This is a genomic window from Bifidobacterium sp. LH_743 (assembly GCF_056355775.1).
On record NZ_JBKESZ010000011.1, the window covers coordinates 50139 to 69811 of the forward strand.

A 19673-nucleotide genomic window follows, 5' to 3' on the forward strand; every position below is an offset into this window, starting at 1 on the left:
CGATTCTATTTTTTGCCTCGAAATTGGAATCGTGACACATTTTTCCGCATAAGCACATGCCAATACGCACGAGCTCACGCGCATAAGCTGTCCCCAGCCGCATCACCCCACGTACTGCCGGATCGCCTGCGCGGCGGCGGCTTTGCCCCACAACGCCCAGTCGTGGTCGGCGATTTCGAAATCTACCGGCGCCGCCTGGCTGTGCCGATACATGGTGATGCCGTTGCGCAGGTCGTCCACGCCGAGCCTCGCAATGAACGACGATTCGCCCGCGATCATGATTTTGTCGGGCATGGCGATGTTCGCCACCGTCGCGATGAGCGTGCCGAGACGGAAGCAGGTGCGGTTCACCAGATTCGTGGCTTGCGGTTTGCTGGCTCGCGCGTCGGCCGCGAATTCCTCGAAAGTCGCGGGATGCCCGATCATTTCCGAATATTCCGTCGCAATCGAATTGTCAGACAGGCATTGCGCGCATCCCTTGTGCCCGGATACGCAACGCGGCCCGTCGGGGTCGACCAGGATATGACCGACCAAACCGTAGCTTTTGTCCGGGCAATTCGCCAGATCGCCGTTCACCGACAGCGAATAGCCGACGCCCGCGCCGAAGGTGATCACCGCGAAACTGTCCAGACCGACGCCGGAGCCGAACCAGCACGCATCTACCAGTAGGGAGTCGATATCGTTGTAAATGCCGGTCGGCAGGCCCGTCGCCTCGTGCACCATCTTCGAAAGTTCAACCGGCCGCGCCCAATGCAGGAACGGTGCGAAGGTGACGGTCGCATCGTTGGAGATATGCCCGCCAAGTGAGATTCCTACGGCGCATGGGCGCGGCAGACCGGTCATCACCGTCTCGTCGGAGCAGTCGGTCGTCAGCTGTTTGATGACGGCGACCACGTTTTCCGGCGATGTTTCCTCAAGTGGCAGATCATGGCATCCGGTCACGATTTGTCCGATGGCGTTCACGGCGACCGCGGAGATGTGCGTCGAGTTGATTTTCATGCCGACGAACGTGCGGGCGTCCTTGATGATGCGCAGCCCGGTCTGCGGCCGTCCGCGCCGTTCCGGATTTTCTTTCCGTATGAAGCCTTTGGGCAGTTTGCCGTCCTGTCCCGATTCCATCGGAGTCTCCTCGATCACGCCGGCGTAGATCAGATCGCTGGTGATGCGCGACACCGCGCCCTGCGAAAGACCGAGGATCTGCGCCAATGTGATGCGCGAAATTGGACCGTATTTCATGATGCTCGCCGCTACTTTGTGGGTGTATTCCGAGCCTTCAAACCATTGCGGGATTGGAGATCCTGCTACCGATTCTGTCACCGTCGTCATAAATCGTTCCCTTTTCAGTGTCGTATTCTCAGAATTACTTTTCCAGAATAATGAAATCTCGGCCTTTTTCTTTTCCGACGGCATGGGGCACGCAGGAAGTGGGAATGAAAACCGTCTCCTCTTACTATCGGAATCACGGCGAACATGGTAAGGAAGCCACGTTTCGTCGCGGACAAGGAAGTTAAAAGGAGTCGAGAATGAAACCTGATTCCACGACCAGTGTAGGCAAGTTTGAAAGGATTGCACACCGTGTGCTCACGGCCGCATGCGCCATCGCGCTGGCGGCCGGCCTCGCGGGCTGCGGCACCAACACCGCAGGGACCGTGACCTTGGATTTCTTCCAGTTCAAGGCTGAGGCGGCCGATTGGTTCTCCGCCAAGGCTAAGGAATTCGAGAAAACCCATCCCAATATCAAAGTCAACGTCAACAACTCGTCCGACGCCACCACCGATCTGCGTACGCGCCTGGTGAAGAATCGCGAGCCTGACGTCATCACCATCAACGGCGACATCAACTACGGCATGCTTGCCGAAGCCGGCGTCTTCCACGATTTCACCGACGACAAGATCGCGGACGAGCTCAATCCGGGCATGGTGAAGATCGCCAAGAACCTCGTGCAGACTACCGATCAGTCCAAGAAGCGCCTGTACGCCATTCCGTACGCGGGCAACGCGAGCGGCTACATCATCAACGCCGACGTGTGGAAGCAGGCCGGCGAGGATCCCGAGAATCCGCCGCAGACCTGGAGCGAATTCATCTCGCTGCTCAAGCGTTTCAAGGCCAAGGGCATCACGCCGATTGAGGCGAGCACCGGTGATCCTTGGACGCTGCAGGCCCCGCTGTCGTCACTCAACTCCACGTTGGTGCCGGAAAGCGAATACACGAATCTGAAGAAGGGAACCAAGACATTCGCCGACCTGTGGACCCCGGTCAGCAAGAAACTCATCGAGATCTACCAGAACTACACGCAGAAGAATCCCGCCGTCACCTACCAGCAGGCCACGCAGGATCTGGCCGCGGGCAAGGCCGCTATTCTGCCGCTCGGCACGTATGCCATTCCGCAGGTGCGCCTGATCAACAAGGATGCCAACCTGCGGTTCGCGCAGATGCCGGCCACCGACAACGCCAAGGAGCAGCAGCTCACCGCCGGCGATGATGTGATGCTGACGATCGGTGCGCATACGAAGCATTACAACGAGGCCCGCCAGTTCGTGGACTTCCTCATGAGCGAGGAGAACGTGAAGGACTATTCCAAGCAGCAGTCGGCGTTCACCCCGTACAAGGACACCTATGTGGGCGATGAGGCGCTGAACGGCGTACTGAGCTTCTACAAGGCAGGCAAGTTGACCGATTTCTGCGATCATTACGTGCCGGGCAGCATCAACACTGCAGGCTTCCTGCAGACGCTGGTCCAGTCGGGCAATGTGAGCAATTTCGTCAACGGCATGCAGGCTGAATACGACAAGATTGAAGCCAGGAACTTCAGGTGAGGGGAGGAGCGACAATGACTGGCAATACTGCTGCAAAGCTTGACAAGAAGCCGAAGAAGAAGGTTTCGCAGTTCTCCAAGCGCAAGGTCGATCCGGCGTTCTATTGGATGACCGTTCCGGCCGCGATTCTCGTGGGCATCTTCCTGTATCTCCCGTTCATCCAGGGCGCGATGTACTCGTTCACGAATTCGCAGGGCTATGGCGATTACAAGTTCATCGGGTTCAAGAACTACATTGCGATGTTCCAGGATTCGCGTGTGGGCCACGCCTACCTGTTCACGATCTTCATCGCCGTACTGATTACCATCGGCACGAACTTCCTCGGCATGTTCCTGGCGGTGCTGCTCAACTCCAGAATCGCCTTCAAGAACGGCTTCCGAGCCATCTTCTTCATCCCGTACACCCTGTCGGTGCTGGTCATCGGCTACGTGTTCAAGTACATCTTCATGACGCCGCTGCCGGCCCTCGGCCAGGCTCTGCATATCGACTGGCTGTCCACGTCGATGCTTTCCGACCCCAAGCTGGCGTGGTTCCCGATCGTTTTCCTGTCGATCTGGCAGGGTGTGGCTTACTCCACCTTGCTGTATCTGGCTGGTCTGCAGACCATCGACAACGAGATCTACGAGGCCGCGGCCATCGACGGCGTGAACGCCTGGCAGAACTTCTGGCAGATCACCTTCCCGCTGATTGGCCCGTTCTTCACCATCAACATGGTGCTGAGCCTCAAGAACTCGCTTGGCGCGTTCGATCAGATCATGGCATTGACCAAGGGCGGTCCGGATTCCAAGACCGAAACCGTCTCCTACCTGATTTTCCAGAACGGCCTGGGCAACGGCGAATACTCCTATCAGATGGCCAACGCGGTCACGTTCTTCATCGTGCTGGCGATTCTCGCTTTCGTGCAGCTGAAGTTCTTCAGCGGCAAGGAAAAGGTCTGAGGAACGTGCAAGGCAGAATCGAAGGCAAAGGGGAAATATCATGACTAGCGCAACTGTTGCAACGAAGCCGGCCGACGCGCGGAACCAATCGCAGGCCAAGCCGGAGAAGATCCATAAGGATCACAAGATCAATTGGTGGCTCACCGCGGCCGTCGCGGTGCTGAGCCTTACCGTGCTCGTGCCGCTGTACTTCACCGTGGTCACCGCGTTGAAGACCCCGGGCGAGGCGGGCACGTTCAGCCTGCCGACGAGCTGGCAGTGGCATAATTTCGCCGACGCGTGGAACAAGGTGAACTATCCGAAGGCCGCGCTCAACTCGGCCATCATCACCGTGTGCGCGGTGGTGCTGACGCTGCTGACCAACACGTTCGTCGCGTACGCCGTGGCAAGGAACATGGATAAGCGGTTCTTCCGCTTCCTGTATTACTTCTTCCTTGCGATGATGTTCGTGCCGTTCACCGTGGTGATGCTGCCGATCGCCAAGGAAATGGGCACGCTGCATCTCGACAACCAGCTCGGACTGATCGTGCTGTATACGATTCTCGGCATCGGCACGAACCTGTTCATCGCGATTGGTTTCATTCGGTCGATTCCGATTTCGCTGGAAGAGGCCGCGCGCATCGACGGCGCCTCGACCTGGCGCATCTTCTGGAAGATCATCTTCCCGCTGATGGGACCGATCAACGCCACGATCGCCATCCTGACCGCCCTGTGGGCGTGGAACGACTTCCTGCTGCCGTTGATCACGCTGACCGACCAGAGCAACCAGACGATTCCGCTGGCGCAGTACGTGTTCCAGAGCCAGTTCACCTCGAACTATCCGATGGCCTTTGCCTCCTACCTGATGGCCATGGCTCCGGTGCTCATCGTCTACGTCTTCGCCCAAAAGTGGGTCGTCGGTGGTGTGATGAGGGGCGCTGTGAAGTAAAACTTCACAGCGCCGAGCGGGACGAGCCGTGAAGCGGAGAGCTCAGTGAGCTCTCCGTAGGCGAGCCGAGCAGCTGTGCTGCGAGGTGCAATCCCGTGAGGTAAACATTGAGCCCGCGCGTAGCGCGGTCCGTAATTGCAGGACGCCGTTAAGTGAACAGTCCTGTGGACTGTTCATAGGCTCCTCCTGAGCGAGCCGATAGGCGAGTGAAGGCAGGAACAATGCGGCCGTAGGTCGTCTGCTTGTGAAGTAAAACTTCACAGCGCCGAGCGGGAATCCTCGTTTCCCCTTTTTCGAGGATTCCCGCTTTTTCGTATTTTTGACGTATAACGTTTATCTGCGGTTTTATCGGAAGCGTTTCCGCATCAAGCGGTGAGTGGTCACTGGGTTTTTATGCCTTCGCTAATCTTATAGCCGTCGACTTTCTTGCGCCCAAGAATGCAATTCGTCTAAATTCTGAAGACCCATTTCAGAGCACACGTAATCGATATGCTCCGGGATATCTTGTTTTAGATCCATGAGTAGGGATTCAAGTTGTTGCAAAAATTCCAAGTAACGTTTCTTATCTGTGACCAACTGCAAATCCTTGACAAGCTGGAATACGGTGATATTCCTATCGTGCGGATGCGCGCAATATAGTCGCTCGTCGTGAGCGCAGATATTTCGAAAATCCTTTATCCTTCGATAGATTTTATCGAGTTGCATAGAGGTTATTTCGATTTCTTTGCCATGACGATGGGAATCCCTATACAACATGGTGAAACTACGTGCGATATTTCCGCGAATGGTACTACCCTGGGATTGGAAAAACCAGTAGACCTGTCCAAGGGTTAAATCGTTGCAAAGCACCCAGAGTGGGACTTCTCCTTCATGTGCCTTAAGGCAATGCGCAAGGTAGTCTTTTTTATCTGCATAGTTGGGACTTTCATTCAGGCTGATAATTTTTTCCAACTTCTTAATAAGCAGTACGGCCTTATCGTGCGCTTTGCCGGTTTCTGCGTAATTTGCGATGTTTAGATAGGGATTTTTCTCTTCTGCGTTTTCCTTGGTGAATTCGTATGAGCATATGGTTTTTAGGACAGCTTCCGAAAGCGTAGTCATACGGAATAGCAAAAATCGCAGATTCCTATCGAAAAGGAAAAGAGAATACAAGTCATTGAATGAGGTTTCGGGAAGATACCGGTCGTCATGTTGTTGTTTGCTGGCTTCTTTGTCGAGAAAAGGATCTTTATATCCGTTGACGACGGAATAGTAGCCCTCGCGTTCCAAAATCCACGGAGTTCGCGTGTCCGTCTGCATGCCGCGGGCGTTGAGCCGTTGTACTTGGTCATCCACACTCATAAAAGGCTTATACATAGCGCAACCCCTTAGATGCACGAAAACCGCTTCCAAATTAGGAAACGGTTTTCGCGAACTGGACACTGCCCAGCTTTATCGCATATGCGATAATAACAAGGAAATTCCCCCATGTCAATCATGTACGTTTTTATACGGTCTTGCGTGCTATTCGTGGGCGATCGGCCGCGTTGTATCGCCGGGCGTCAGCACGGTCTGGATGATCGTGCGCGGCTCGTCCAGTGTTTTCTTTGCGGCGAGATCCAATGTTTTGCGGGCCGCGATTCGTCCGATTTCACGTGCGGGCTGCGCCATGGTGGTCAGTTTGATGCTGGCCGCCACATCCGATCCGTCGTGCCCGGCCACGGATATATCTTCCGGCACGCGCACGCCGTTGCTGCGTAGTTCGTGGATGACGGCCAGCGCGTAATGGTCGGACCATACGCACAGTGCGGTCGGCCGTTCCGGTAGCGAAAGAATCGTGGCGACGGTCTGTTTAACAGACAACGGATCGGCGAGGTCAATGTAGTACATACCGCAGTCGGTGAGATTAAGATCGACGATGGTATTGCGGTATCCGACCGCTCGGGTGTCATGCCCCCATTGGCTGCCCGGCAGTGGCTCCTTGCGTCCGATATAGCAGAATTTGCGGTGTCCGATGGCGGCTAGGTAGCGTACCAGCGTCGTCTCAGATTCCTCGTCGTTGATGGCCACCGATCCTTGGCAGCAATCGGTGTCGGGCGAGTTGACCAAGATGATCGGCATGCCCATGCTGGTCAATGCCTGTTCCTCCTGTTCGGTGGCGGGGAACCCGGTCATGATCAGCGCGTCGGCATTGCGGTTGGCCGGCAGGTTGGTGAAGAACGTGGAGCGTTCCTTTATGTTGCCCGCGCGGTAGACGAGCAGGTCGTATCGTGCGGGGTTGAGCACGTCGTACAGGCCGTCCATGAGCTCTCCCATGAACCATCCGGCGATGCGATCCCTGGATAGCAGCGCGATGCGGTTGGTTTGGCCGCTGGCCAGCGATGATGCCGCTTTCGAGACGGTGTAGTTGAGGTCCTTCGCCGCTTCCAGCACTTTCTCCCGTGTGCTCGGCGCCACATGGTCCATGCCGCGCAGCGCACGCGAGACGGTGAACGTGGAGACTCCCGCCGCTTTCGCCACGTCTTCGATGGTCGTTCGCGCCATGGTCCCTCCCTATTGGCGATGAATAGTTGCTTTGCAATACCTGCCTTGCAATGCATGCCTAATATACTAAACGATTATATGGTAACCCCCTGAATTTGGTCTGATTTCGCTACTAAACGTTGAGATTACATATCATTTCTCTGTGATTGGTGATGGCGATTACCGGTCTTGAAAAAACGCTGGAATTTCAAGAATAAAACCGGTTCGACACGCCGATATAAACGATACCTAAGAAAATTTGACAACTTGCACAACGTTCTTCTATTCTTTAGCTAAGCGCTTAGCAAAGAGAGCAAGCGTTAGGTAATCGCATCGCAAGAATGCGCGTCGATTCCCGCAAGGAAAGGAACATCAATGAAGATTGGGAAATCCGTCAAAACCCTCATCGCCGGAGCAATGGCGGTGGCCTGCCTCGCATCCGTCGCCGCGTGTGGCCCGGGATCGTCATCGTCGAAGTCCAACGCGAATTCCGAACCGGTCAGCACCGATGTCAGCAAGGAGAAGGTTGAACTGAAGCTGTGGGACGGCGCCGGTCTGAAGACCTTCGACGACCAGCTGATCGCGGCGTTCCATAAGAAATATCCGAACATCACGATCAAGGCGACCTACGATCCGGACAACACTTCGCAGCAGAATGGACCGCGCGTCATCTCCGCGGCCGACACTCCGGACATCGCACGCATCACTGACATCAATTCCGCGGTGCGCGGCAAGCACGTGGTCAATCTGGACGAGTACGCCAAGGCCTACGGATGGGACCTTCCGGATTCCCAGACCCAGGTGTACCGTGTCGATTCCAATGGCAAGATTGGCTCCGGCAGCTTGTACGCGGTGCCTGATGGCATTTCCATGACCGGCCTGTACTGGAACAAGAAGCTGGCCAAGGAACTCGGCATCACCGAGGCTCCGGCCACCGTGGCCGACCTCGAAGCCGACATGAAGAAGGCCACCGACGCCGGCAAGCTGGCCATGATGATGCCAGCCAAGGAAGGTGGCACTTCTTACATCTACCAGGCCTTGCTCACCAACTACGAAGGCCGCGATACCGTGCAGAACTGGATCATCCAGAAGGATGGCGCCACGTTCAACACTAAGGGAGCTCTCAAGGCCGCACAGAAGATCAAGGATTGGCAGGACGCCGGATATTTCTCCAAGGATGCGCTCGCGCTTGACGGATCCACCGCGCTGAGCCGCTTCAGCAATGGTGAGGCGCTGTTCTTCCCCTCAGGCAGCTGGTACACCGCGTCCATCAACGACGCCCTCGGTGACAACGCCGGCTGGATTGCCTATCCGGGCGAGAAGGCGGACTCCGGTTCCGCGGCCGCAAACGCCGTCTCCGCATTCGGCATTCCAGCCAACGCCAAGCACAAGAACGCCGCGGCGGCGTTCCTGAACTTCCTCCAGTCCGACGAGGCCCGCCAGATCGCAGTGGACAACGGCTATCCGCCGGTGGGCGAAGGCAAGACCCCGAGCACCGACAACCAGCTGCTGGGCCAGGTGCTGACCGCCTACGAAGGACTGGTGAAGACCGGCAATACCACCGACTACATCAACAACGCGACCGCGGGCATGCAGGCCAGCGCCATCATCCCGGGCTTCCAATCGCTGATCGACGGTACCATGACTCCGCAGCAGTTCGTCGATTCCATTCAGAAGCAATACGAGAAGGAAGCCAAGTAACCCAAAGCGTTGCTTGAATCCATTTTCCCAAACAGCAAATCCATCGGGCGGAATGTTACGGAATGTCTCCTTTTCGTTCCGCCCGATTTCCTTCTTTCTTCTCTCTCCGGAAACATTCCGTAAAAACTAAGGTGTGGTGAAACATGGATACCCATACTCAGGCCAAGACGAAGCGCAAGATGTCATTAGGGCTGATCAGCCTGCTGTTCCTGTTGCCGGCCCTGCTGTTCTACGCGATCTTCGAACTCTGGCCCATCATTCAGACCGTTTGGTATTCCCTCTACGACTGGAACGGAATCGATGAAAGCACATTCGTCGGTCTGCGCAACTACAAGACGGTCTTCACCGATCCCGACCTGTATGGATCGATTCTGCATTCCTTCTATCTCATCATCTTCTTCTCCATCATCCCGATCGTCCTTGGTCTGATCATCGCAGTGCTCATCAAGGACATGAAATCCAAGGGTGCGCGCGGTTTTGCGCAGGTCTGCCTGTTCCTCCCGCGAGTCATTCCGGGAGCTGCCGCAGGCGTCGCCTGGACTTGGATGTTGGCGGATAAGGGAACCGTCAACCAGCTGCTTCGTGCGGTCGGCTTGGGCGATTTCGCGCATGTCTGGCTCGGCGACCAATCGACGTCGCTGAACGCCGTGGGCGTCATCGGCTTCTGGCTGCAGCTCGGCTTCTGCGTGGTGCTGCTGCTCTCCGGAATCGGAGGAATCGACCAATCCCTGTACGAGGCGGCAAGCCTCGATGGCGCCGGCTGGTGGCGTCAGCTGTTCTACATCACTTTGCCCGGTCTGCGCGGACAGATTGGCGTGTGCCTTACGATGACCATCATTTCCGCGCTCGCCAGCTTCGATGTGGTCTACATGTCCACCCAAGGCGGTCCGGGCACCTCCACCATGGTCCCCGGCGTGCAGGTATACCGCCTCGCCTTCACCCAGCAAAGCGTCGGTCTGGCGTCCGCGCTTGCCGTGGCCCTAATGGTTCTGGTGCTGCTGGTCGTTGGCCCGCTGCAGCGCCTTGTCAATGGAAAGAAGCAGTGATTACCATGCAGCAATCGAAAACAACCCGCATCGCCGGCGGTGTGATGCTTGCCCTGACCGTCATCTTCTGCGTTCTGCCGTTCCTGAGCATGTTCTCCGCGGCCGTGCAGCCGCAGGGATCCATGCCCGAAGGCATCCAGTTCACGGCGCACCCGCATTGGGAGAATTTCGTCGATGAGTGGAAGACCGCGAATATCACCCCGCTGTTGCTGAACAGTATCCTGCTGGTCGTGGTGGTGGTGCCATGCGTGGTCATCTTCTGCTCGCTCGGCGGATACGCCTTCGCGCAGCTCAGGGTTCCCGGTAGGGGATTGCTGTACGCGCTGTTCCTGGTCGGTCTGACGATTCCGTTCGAAACCCTGGTCACTCCGCTGTACTACGAAATCAGCGACATGGGCATTCTCAACACCCGTCTGGCGCTGATACTGCCGTTGATCGGCCTGAACATCCCGTTCGGCATCGTCTGGATGCGCTCCTGCTTTGAGCAGATGCCACGCGACCTCATTGAGGCCGCGAGCATCGACGGCGCCGGCCATTTCCGCATTTTCCGTTCGATTCAGCTGCCGTTGGCGTTGCCCGCCATCTCGTCCCTGGGCATTCTGACGTTCCTCGCCACGTGGAACCAGTTCCTGCTTGCCGTGGTGTTGGAAAACGACCCGAACAAGCGCACCATGGCCGGCGCGCTGCAGTCCTTCGTGGGCCAGTACCAGACCGATGTGGTGCTGCTCAATGCGGGTGCGTTGCTCATCATGGCTCCGACGATGCTGCTGTTCATCTTCCTGCAGCGTTACTTCATCCGTGCTATGCTGGCCGGTTCCGTCAAGGGGTGATTCGTATGTCAGCAGCTATGTCAGCAGAATCCGCGGAATCCTCGGTACAGGACGATTGGTGGCGTGATGCCGTCGTCTATCAGATTTACCCGCGGTCGTTCGCCGATTCGAACGGCGATGGCGAAGGCGATATCGCAGGCGTGATCGGCAAACTCGATTATCTGCGCGAATTGGGTGTGGACGCGATTTGGCTATCGCCGTTCTATCCGTCTCCGTTGGCGGACGGCGGGTACGATGTGGCCGATTACCGTGCGATCGATCCGCGTTTCGGTACCATGAAACAATTCGACGAGCTGGTCGCGCAGGCGCACGAACGTGGCATCAAAGTCATCATCGACATCGTGCCGAACCACACCTCGGACCAACATGAATGGTTCCAGGCGGCTCTGGCTTCGGCGCCCGGCTCTCCGGAACGCGCCCGCTACATATTCCATCAGGGCAAAGGCGAGCACGGGGAGTTGCCTCCAACCAACTGGCTGAGCAATTTCGGCGGATCCGCTTGGGAACCATGCGGCGACGGCTGGTACTATCTGCACACCTTCGCCAAGGAGCAGCCCGATCTCAACTGGGACAATCCCGAGGTGCATGAGGAGTTTCTCGGCATCCTCCGGTTCTGGTGCGGCAAAGGCGTGGACGGATTCCGCATCGACGTTTCCCACGGTCTCGCCAAGGACCTGCGCGAGCCGCTGCGTGACCGTCCGGATCCGACCAAGCAATATCCGCAGGCCGCCGACGGTTCCGATCCGATGTGGGATCGCGACGCCGTCCACGGCATCTATCGCGAATGGCGTGAGCTGTTCAACCAGTACGAGCCCGCGAAATACGCGATCGGGGAATCCTGGACGCCGTTCAACGAACGTGTCTTCCAATATGCCAGGCAGGACGAGCTCGGAGCCATCTTCGATTTCTCCCTGGAGAAGGCCGATTGGGATCGCGATGCGTACCGCGCTTCCATCGAACGCACGTGGAAGTATGCGAAAACCGCTAAAACGGCTCCCACTTGGGTGTTGGGCAACCATGACGTGCCGCGGATCGCATCGCGGCTTGGTGTGCCGACGGGAACCGACATCGAGGCGTGGGTCACGTCCAATGGCACGAATCCGCCGATCGATCCGGCTTCGGCCGCCCGCCGCGCGCGTGCCGCCGCTTTGGTCATGCTGGGCTTGCCTGGAACCGCTTTCATCTACCAGGGTGAGGAGCTGGGGCTTCCCGAGGATTTCGACCTGCTTCCCGAGGAATTGCAGGATCCGATTTGGGAGCGCAGGGGGCACGCGTTCAAAGGACGCGATGGCTGCCGTGTGCCGTTGCCGTGGACCGGAGAGAAGGACAAGGCCTTCGGTTTCAACGATTCCGGCCGCGCCTGGCTGCCGCAGCCCGATTGGTTCGCCGATTACGCTGCGTCCGGTCAGGAGGGCCGTGGCGATTCGACGTTGAACCTGTACCGGCGGGCCATGGCGATCAGGAAGCGCATGGTCAAGCATGGCGCCGATATCGACCTCGAATGGTTGGCGGACGATGTCTGCGGTCCGGATGGTTTCGGCTGGACATTGCCTTCCGGCATGACCGTGCTGACGAATTTCTCGTCGACGCGTTCGATCGCGTTGCCGGAGCATGCGGCTGTGCTGCTCGATTCCCGTTGTTCGGAAACCGCGGACCGGGTTCTTCCCGAGACCACCGTCTGGTATAAGCAGGTATGACCGGTTCCGGTGGGACCCATGACATGGGATCCATGGCATTGGAACCTGTGGCATTGGACCATGCTGATTCCGCGCATGACGACTGTGAAGGAGCGACCATGAAGACTGTCACCTGTCCCGTTACGATCCGCAGTACGATGGCGTATCTCGTTCGGGGAGATGACCATAGTTGTTTCACGTGGAACATGCCAAACGGTACGGTCCGGATGACCGAGGAGCCAGACGCGGCATGCCTGATGTGGAGCATCGGCATTGACGCGCGGATCGACCAGCCAGCGGACCGTGCCGCCCGTTTCCAGGAGCAGGACACGTATGACCCGTTCCGCGCGGTCGAGGTCGGCTTCGATATCGGCATGCCGAACGATGGCGACATCCTGGCTTTGTACCAGCACAAGGAATGGTGGATGCGTCCCGCATGGGAGGCAACGTTCGCCGATATCCCCGAGCGCACCCAGCTTCTGTTGTGGCGCTCGTCCGATGCATGGTGCGTGATGCTGGCGGCGTGCGGGGATGACATCCGCGCCGATATGGAGGCTTCCGACGGTAAGCTGCGGCTGCGCGCGTCCATCAATGCGATGGGCTTCACCCGGTTGTCCGGAATGCTGTGCGCCGTTGCCGTGTCTGACGATCCATACCGCGCCATCCACGAATGCGTACGCGTCATCGCGGGACGGACGCATATTCGCATGCGCTCCGAGCGGACGTTCCCACAGGAGCTCACCGGACTCGGATGGTGCACGTGGGATTCGCTCGGACAGGACGTCGACGAACGGGCGATCATCGCCAAAATGAAGGAATTCCGCCGCAAGAACGTGCCGATATCCTGGGTGCTGATCGACGATGGGTGGTCCGACGTCGATCGTGAAAACGGCATGCTGCGTTCGTTCGGCGCGGATTCGGACCGTTTCCCGCAGGGGCTTTCGCACACCGTGCGTCTGCTGAAGGACGGGTTCGGAGTGAAGCATGTCGGCGTGTGGCAGGCGTTCCAAGGCTATTGGAATGGCATCGACCCTCACGGCGAGGTCGCGCGGCGGATGGATGGCGATTTGACGCGCACCGCCAATGGCTGTCTGCTGCCGGGCAAAACCGACGGCCAGGCGTTCGCCTTCTGGCATGAATGGGATAAGGGATTGGAAAGGTCCGGCATCGATTTCGTCAAGGTCGATTCGCAAAGCTCCACGTCGGTGATGACCTCCGGCATGGAAAGCTATGGCGAGGCGACCATCGGCAGACATGAGGGGCTCGATTCCGCGGTGGCCAGGCATTTCGACAATGCGCTCATCAACTGCATGGGCATGGCGCCGGAGGATTACTGGCATCGTCCGATTTCCCCGATCGTCCGAAGCAGCGACGATTACCTGCCGCACGATCCGCGCTCGCTTGCCGAGCATATTATGCAGAACGCCTTCAACGCGCTGCTGATGGGCGAGCTGTACCACTGCGACTGGGACATGTTCTGGAGCGAACATCCCCACGCGTGGGCGCATGGAATCATGCGGTTGCTGAGCGGAGGTCCGGTGTATTGCTCCGACGCCGAAGGGCATACGGACGAGAGGATGCTGCACGGCCTTCTCGACTTCGGTGGCGGATTGGCGCGTCCGGACGCCCCGGGCGTTCCCACGGTGGATTCGTTGTTGCGCGATCCACGGAAGTCCGCGGATGCCTTGGGCGTCCATGCGCGTTTCGGCGATCGTGACGTGACGGCTTACATCGGACTTTGCGAAGAACACGAGCAGGAGGTGCGCCTGGCCGCGCGCGGGCCGGCCCGCGTCATCCGTCCCGAAAGCGGAGAAGTCCGTCCGCTGCAAACGGGCGAGACCGTGTCGACGAGCGTCTCCTACGGGGACGTCGTGATCTTCGAAGAATAGCCGATATACCCCCGTCCCATCATTCATTTCCTGCTTTGCGAAACGCGCCGCGGGCAAGAAAGAAAAAACGCCTTACGTACCATTGGACATAGCAAAAGTTCATTCGCCTCGTTTATGCAAAGGAGCCCAATCGAAATGACGAATTTCAATCGTTCCACTCTTCCCGACACCGTCCGTTCCAACGGTGCCACCCCGAATCCATGGTGGGCCAACGCGGTGGTCTACCAGATCTATCCGCGGTCCTTTCAGGATTCCAATGGTGATGGTATCGGCGATCTGAAGGGCATCACCAGTCGTCTTGACTATCTCGCCGACCTTGGCGTGGATGTGCTGTGGCTGTCCCCGGTCTTCAAATCCCCGCAGGACGACAACGGCTACGACATCTCCGACTATCAGGACATCGACCCGTTGTTCGGCACGATGGCCGACATGGACGAGCTGCTCGCCGAAGCGCATGAGCGCGGTCTGAAGGTCATCATGGACCTGGTCGTGAACCACACGTCCGACGAGCACGCCTGGTTCCAGGCATCCCGTGACAAGAACGATCCGCACGCGGATTGGTATTGGTGGCGTCCCGCCAAGCCAGGCCACGAGCCGGGCACGCCGGGCGCCGAACCGAACCAGTGGGGCTCCTACTTCGGCGGCTCCGCATGGGAGTACGACCCGAAGCGCGGCGAATACTTCTTCCACCAGTACTCCAAGAAGCAGCCCGACCTCAACTGGGAGAACCCCGAGGTGCGCAAGGCCGTCTACAAGATGATGAACTGGTGGATGGATCGCGGCATCGACGGCTTCCGTATGGACGTGATCACCCAGATCTCCAAGACCGTTGACAAGAACGGCAAACTGCCGGGCGAGGACGGTTCCGAAATCGACGACCTGCCAGTCGGCGAGGAAGGTTATTCCAGCCCATTCCCGTTCTGCTCCAACGGACCGCGTCTCGACGAGTTCCTCGCCGAAATGCGCCGCGAGGTGTTCGAAGGCCGTGAAGGCTACATCAACGTGGGCGAGGCTCCGGGCATCACCCCGGACCGCAACGAGTTCATCACCGATCCGGCCCACAAGGAACTCGACATGCTGTTCCTGTTCGACCATGTCGGCATCGACCAGGAAGGCTCCAAGTGGAACACCGTCCCGTTCGAGGTCAAGAACCTGCGCGCGAGCCTCGCAGCACAGCAGGAAGCCGTAAGGAACGCCGGCTGGGCCAGCCTGTTCTTCTGCAACCACGACCAGCCGCGTGTCGTCTCCCGCTGGGGCAACGACTCCGACCGCGACTCCCGCGAGCTCAGCGCCAAAGCATTCGGCATGCTGCTGCACATGCACCGCGGCACCCCGTACATCTACGAAGGCGAGGAGCTGGGCATGACCAACGCCCACTTCACCAAGCTGGAACAGTACCGCGACCTGGAGGCCCTCAACGGCTACCGCCAGCGCGTGGAGGAAGCCAAGTGCCAGTCGTCCGAATCCATGATGGCTGCGCTCGCCCTCATCGGACGAGACAACGCGCGCACCCCCATGCAGTGGGACGCCTCCAAATACGCCGGCTTCACCGCGCCGGACGCGGCCGTCGAGCCGTGGATCAGCGTCAATCCGAACCACGTGGAGATCAACGCCGCCGAGGAATTCGACGATCCGGACTCCGTGTACACGTTCTACAAGAAGCTCATCGCCATGCGCCACAACAGCGCTACCATCGCGGCCGGCGAATGGCATCTGCTCGCCGCCGACAATGAGCAGATGTACGCCTTCACACGCACCAACGGCGACGACACGATCCTCGTCGTGGTCAACCTCACCGACAGGTCCGCGGCGCTGCCTTCGGACGTGGCGGAACTGCTTTCCGACGGTGTGAACGAATCGCAAGTACTGCTCAGCACCTATGATGCTATGCATAGCGTAAAATCGATCGCTCACGGCGAGTTCGCTCGCTGGGAGGGAGTCGTGATCCAGCTCTGATCGATCTTTCCCTATAACTCTCTGCGGAACGTCCGGCAGGTTCGTCACGAAACTTGCCGGACGTTTCTTTTTCTTGCGATTCCGCTTCGATTCCGCCGCGACCCTGTGATCGCACGGCATTTTCGGCAGACGTGCGCTTACAATAACGTCCATGGAACAAAACGAGGTGCTCAAAGCATTGCGGCGCGATCATGCCGCCGAGTTGAAACTGGCCGCCGAACGACTGAAGGGCACCGCACGCCACACGGAAATTATTCCGTCCCCCGTGCTGTCCGAAATGACCGGACATGAGATCCTGCTCAAGCCGGAGAACCTCCAGGTTACCGGATCGTTCAAGATTCGCGGCGCATACAACAAAATCGCGTCGCTGACCGACGAGCAGCTCGCGCACGGCATCGTCACCGCATCCGCAGGCAACCATGCGCAGGGCGTGGCGTACGCGGCCCGCGAGCGTGGCGCGAAGGCTACCATCTGCATGCCTCAGATCACTCCGCCGTTGAAGGTGGATGCCACCAAGGCCTACGGTGCTGACGTGGTGCTGTGTGGCGAGGTGTTCGACGAATCAGCTGCGCGTGCGCAGGAGCTGAGCGATACCGAGGGCATGATTTACGTGCCGCCGTTCGACGACTACGAAGTGCTGTGCGGACAAGGCACCATCGGTCTTGAAATTCTCGAGGACGTGCCGAACGTCACCGACGTGGTCGTACCGCTTGGTGGCGGTGGTCTGGGCGCCGGCGTGGCGCTCGCCATCAAGACGTTTAAGCCGGAAGTGCGCGTGATCGGCGCCATTCCGGAGGGAAGCCCCGCGTGGAAGAATTCGCTGGCCGCCGGCCATGTGGTGGCCGCCGATCAGGTGCGCACGTCGGCCGAAGGCGTCGCTGTGAAGCGTCCGGGTGACCTCACGTTCGCGCTGCTCAACGAGTTCCTCGATGACTTGGTCACCGTCACCGAGCGTGATATCAACGAGATGATCCTGCTCATGCTGGAGAAGCATAAGCTGGTGGTCGAGGCCGCCGGCGCCGTGTCTTTGGCCGCGCTTGAGCATCTGAATCTGCGTTCGCGCAAGTTCGCCGAGGCGCAGGGCCCGCATGTGGTGGTGCCGATCCTTTCCGGCGGTAACGAAGACACCGTCTCCATCAGCGCGGTGATCCAGAAGGGCATGATTGCGCGTGGCCGCATCATGAACTTCGAGGTGGAACTTCCGGATACTCCGGGCCAGCTGGTCAAGGTGGCCACGATTCTGGCCGAGCAGCGCGCCAACGTCATCGCGCTTGACCACGACCAGTTCAAGGCCTCCAGCCATTACACCGATTCGGTGTCCCTGGGCGTTACCGTCGAGACCAACGGCCCCGAGCACATCGACCGTGTCCTTGACGCGATGCGCGCGGCCGGCTTCCAGCCCAAGCGCATCTACTGATTGTTTTGGAATAAATGCGGATTCCCGCGGGTGCCCGTACTAATTCCGCATCAAAAAAAGCTCCTCAATCCAAATCGGGTTGAGGAGCTTTTTTAGTGTTGCTGGACGTTACTTGCCCTGTTCCGCCGCGATTGTCTCATCGACCAATTGCGGCAGCGCGACCGCAATATCGTCGCGAATTAGCCGCGTTGCCAAACGATCATATTGCGTACGACCCATGTTCATGATGGTGACCGGCACGCCCGCCTGGGCGGCGACCGGCACGATGCTTGCCGCCGGCATCACTTCCAGCGTGGATCCGATGACCCACAATTCGTCGGCCTGTGTGGCCAGCCGGTATGATTTTTCGATCGCGCCGTCCGGCAGCGCCTCACCGAAGTAGACGACGTCGGTTTTGATGAGTCCGTCGCATGGCATGTTTCCGCTGTACGGCAGTTTGCGGTGGCAGTGCGGATCCGGCTCGTTGTCGAGATTCGCCATGATGTCCGCCGTGTTGTATTTCGCATGGCATTTCATGCAGTGCGAGGTGCCGATGGTGCCATGCAGATTGACGATGATGTTGCTGCTGTTACCCGCTTTTTCATGCAGCGCATCGAAATTCTGCGTGGCGAGCAGTGTCAGCATGCCGGCCTGTTCCAGTTTGACGAGTGCTTTGTGCGCGGTGCCGGGTTGCGCGTTCCATACCGGCGATTCCTTCTGCCAGCGCCAGGAGTATTCGCGGTCCTCCTTGTTGGCCAGGAACGCGTCGATGTCGTATACGTTCATTTGCTCAGGATGTTTGGTCCACACGCCGTCCGGTCCGCGGAAGTCGGGGATGCCTGCGGACGTGGAAATGCCCGCGCCCGTCAATACTGCGATTTTCTTGCTCATACCTCCATACATACCACCGCGCGGTTTCCGTTGTCAGGCTTTTTCCTTTTCCAAGGTTTGTTGCGATTGCGCGATGCATGGTTTCCAAGCGACCGACACGCCGTGTGTTGTTGTTTTCGTGTTCGTGTGGCTGTGGTTTTGGTGTCCTGTGATGGGTTTCGGGTCGTGTCCGGCCTGTTTTCGACACGCCGGTGGATGCGAGTGTTTGCAATGCCTGGCATAGGTTCCCCGGGACGTCGATTTGCGTGGATCGCGTTGGTGCTGTAAGTTTATCTCTTGCTGCCGCTCAGCGAGTGGTCCGGTTGGTTCCGGGCCGTGAGGTGGGTGAGTGGTGGTGGTTTGAGAACTCAAGAGCGTATTTGTACTACTTCTTTATAGTCAATGATTGCCAGTTCATCGTCGGCCATGGTTCGTTTGGATCGTGGTGCCGAGGGATCGGTCAAACGATGATGAGGTTTTTGTGCGATGCGCCTTTCCTTATAAGGCGATCGTCAATTTTCTTATTTTGAGAGTCACATGTTGGCTTTCCGCGAAGATTTTTTTGTGGAGGGTTCGATTCTGGCTCAGGATGAACGCTGGCGGCGTGCTTAACACATGCAAGTCGAACGGGATCCAAGCAGCTTGCTGTTTGGTGAGAGTGGCGAACGGGTGAGTAATGCGTGACCGACCTGCCCCATACACCGGAATAGCTCCTGGAAACGGGTGGTAATGCCGGATGCTCCAGTTGATCGCATGGTCCTCTGGGAAAGCGTTAGCGGTATGGGATGGGGTCGCGTCCTATCAGGTAGTCGGCGGGGTAACGGCCCACCGAGCCTACGACGGGTAGCCGGCCTGAGAGGGCGACCGGCCACATTGGGACTGAGATACGGCCCAGACTCCTACGGGAGGCAGCAGTGGGGAATATTGCACAATGGGCGCAAGCCTGATGCAGCGACGCCGCGTGCGGGATGACGGCCTTCGGGTTGTAAACCGCTTTTGACTGGGAGCAAGCCCTTCGGGGTGAGTGTACCTTTCGAATAAGCACCGGCTAACTACGTGCCAGCAGCCGCGGTAATACGTAGGGTGCAAGCGTTATCCGGAATTATTGGGCGTAAAGGGCTCGTA

At 58.3% G+C, this 19673-nt stretch carries 14 protein-coding genes and 1 rRNA gene; 11 read left to right on the forward strand and 4 right to left on the reverse strand.

The features are described 5' to 3' along the window. Window positions 1-102 precede the first annotated feature (102 nt). On the reverse strand, window positions 103-1326 hold the full coding sequence (locus AC1ATL_RS09955) for an ROK family protein (protein WP_476570097.1): 1224 nt from the start codon (window positions 1324-1326) through the stop codon (window positions 103-105). Window positions 1327-1523: 197 nt separating this feature from the next. On the opposite strand from AC1ATL_RS09955, the gene AC1ATL_RS09960 reads away from it, so the two are divergent. The 3 genes from AC1ATL_RS09960 to AC1ATL_RS09970 are packed head-to-tail and all read left to right on the forward strand — an operon-like array spanning window position 1524 to window position 4682. Continuing rightward, the gene (locus AC1ATL_RS09960; protein ID WP_476570098.1) at window positions 1524-2816 is read left to right on the forward strand and encodes an ABC transporter substrate-binding protein; all 1293 of its coding nucleotides are present in this window, start codon (window positions 1524-1526) and stop codon (window positions 2814-2816) included. A 14-nt stretch (window positions 2817-2830) separates the two neighbouring features. After that, the gene (locus tag AC1ATL_RS09965) at window positions 2831-3754 is read left to right on the forward strand and encodes a carbohydrate ABC transporter permease (RefSeq protein ID WP_476570099.1); all 924 of its coding nucleotides are present in this window, start codon (window positions 2831-2833) and stop codon (window positions 3752-3754) included. Between the two features lie 40 nt (window positions 3755-3794). Continuing rightward, entirely contained in the window at window positions 3795-4682 is an 888-nt protein-coding gene (locus AC1ATL_RS09970) for a carbohydrate ABC transporter permease (RefSeq protein WP_476570100.1), read from the forward strand. Window positions 4683-5090: 408 nt separating this feature from the next. On the opposite strand, the gene AC1ATL_RS09975 is transcribed toward AC1ATL_RS09970, so the two are convergent. Next, window positions 5091-6038 carry an Abi family protein gene (locus AC1ATL_RS09975; protein WP_476570101.1) on the reverse strand — a complete coding sequence of 316 codons (948 nt, stop codon included), beginning with the start codon at window positions 6036-6038 and terminating at the stop codon, window positions 5091-5093. 147 nt (window positions 6039-6185) lie between these two features. Then, window positions 6186-7205, reverse strand: a complete 1020-nt coding sequence (locus AC1ATL_RS09980; RefSeq protein WP_476570102.1) for a LacI family DNA-binding transcriptional regulator — start codon at window positions 7203-7205, stop codon at window positions 6186-6188. A 354-nt stretch (window positions 7206-7559) separates the two neighbouring features. Here AC1ATL_RS09980 and AC1ATL_RS09985 point away from each other — a divergent pair, with 354 nt between their 5' ends. The 7 genes from AC1ATL_RS09985 to ilvA all read left to right on the forward strand — a co-directional run bounded on the left by AC1ATL_RS09985 (window position 7560) and on the right by ilvA (window position 17699). After that, window positions 7560-8885 (forward strand): ABC transporter substrate-binding protein, encoded by a 1326-nt coding sequence (locus tag AC1ATL_RS09985; protein WP_476570104.1) that lies wholly within the window; start codon window positions 7560-7562, stop codon window positions 8883-8885. A gap of 143 nt (window positions 8886-9028) precedes the next feature. Next, window positions 9029-9931: a carbohydrate ABC transporter permease gene (locus tag AC1ATL_RS09990; RefSeq protein ID WP_432624533.1), complete on the forward strand. Its 903-nt coding sequence runs from the start codon at window positions 9029-9031 to the stop codon at window positions 9929-9931. A gap of 5 nt (window positions 9932-9936) precedes the next feature. Continuing rightward, the gene (locus AC1ATL_RS09995; protein WP_476570110.1) at window positions 9937-10761 is read left to right on the forward strand and encodes a carbohydrate ABC transporter permease; all 825 of its coding nucleotides are present in this window, start codon (window positions 9937-9939) and stop codon (window positions 10759-10761) included. Window positions 10762-10766: 5 nt separating this feature from the next. Then, window positions 10767-12458, forward strand: a complete 1692-nt coding sequence (locus AC1ATL_RS10000) for a glycoside hydrolase family 13 protein (protein WP_476570105.1) — start codon at window positions 10767-10769, stop codon at window positions 12456-12458. A gap of 206 nt (window positions 12459-12664) precedes the next feature. Next, window positions 12665-14326 (forward strand): Sip1-related alpha-galactosidase, encoded by a 1662-nt coding sequence (locus AC1ATL_RS10005; RefSeq protein WP_476570106.1) that lies wholly within the window; start codon window positions 12665-12667, stop codon window positions 14324-14326. Window positions 14327-14461: 135 nt separating this feature from the next. Beyond that, window positions 14462-16282, forward strand: coding sequence for a glycoside hydrolase family 13 protein (locus tag AC1ATL_RS10010; RefSeq protein WP_476570107.1), 1821 nt, complete (start codon window positions 14462-14464; stop codon window positions 16280-16282). A 151-nt stretch (window positions 16283-16433) separates the two neighbouring features. Beyond that, window positions 16434-17699 (forward strand): threonine ammonia-lyase, encoded by a 1266-nt coding sequence (ilvA, locus tag AC1ATL_RS10015; protein WP_432624579.1) that lies wholly within the window; start codon window positions 16434-16436, stop codon window positions 17697-17699. A gap of 108 nt (window positions 17700-17807) precedes the next feature. Here ilvA and AC1ATL_RS10020 read toward each other — a convergent pair whose 3' ends face one another. Then, entirely contained in the window at window positions 17808-18569 is a 762-nt protein-coding gene (locus AC1ATL_RS10020; protein WP_476570108.1) for a Sir2 family NAD-dependent protein deacetylase, read from the reverse strand. A 540-nt stretch (window positions 18570-19109) separates the two neighbouring features. Here AC1ATL_RS10020 and AC1ATL_RS10025 point away from each other — a divergent pair. After that, a 16S ribosomal RNA gene (locus AC1ATL_RS10025) occupies window positions 19110-19673 on the forward strand; the annotation flags it as partial.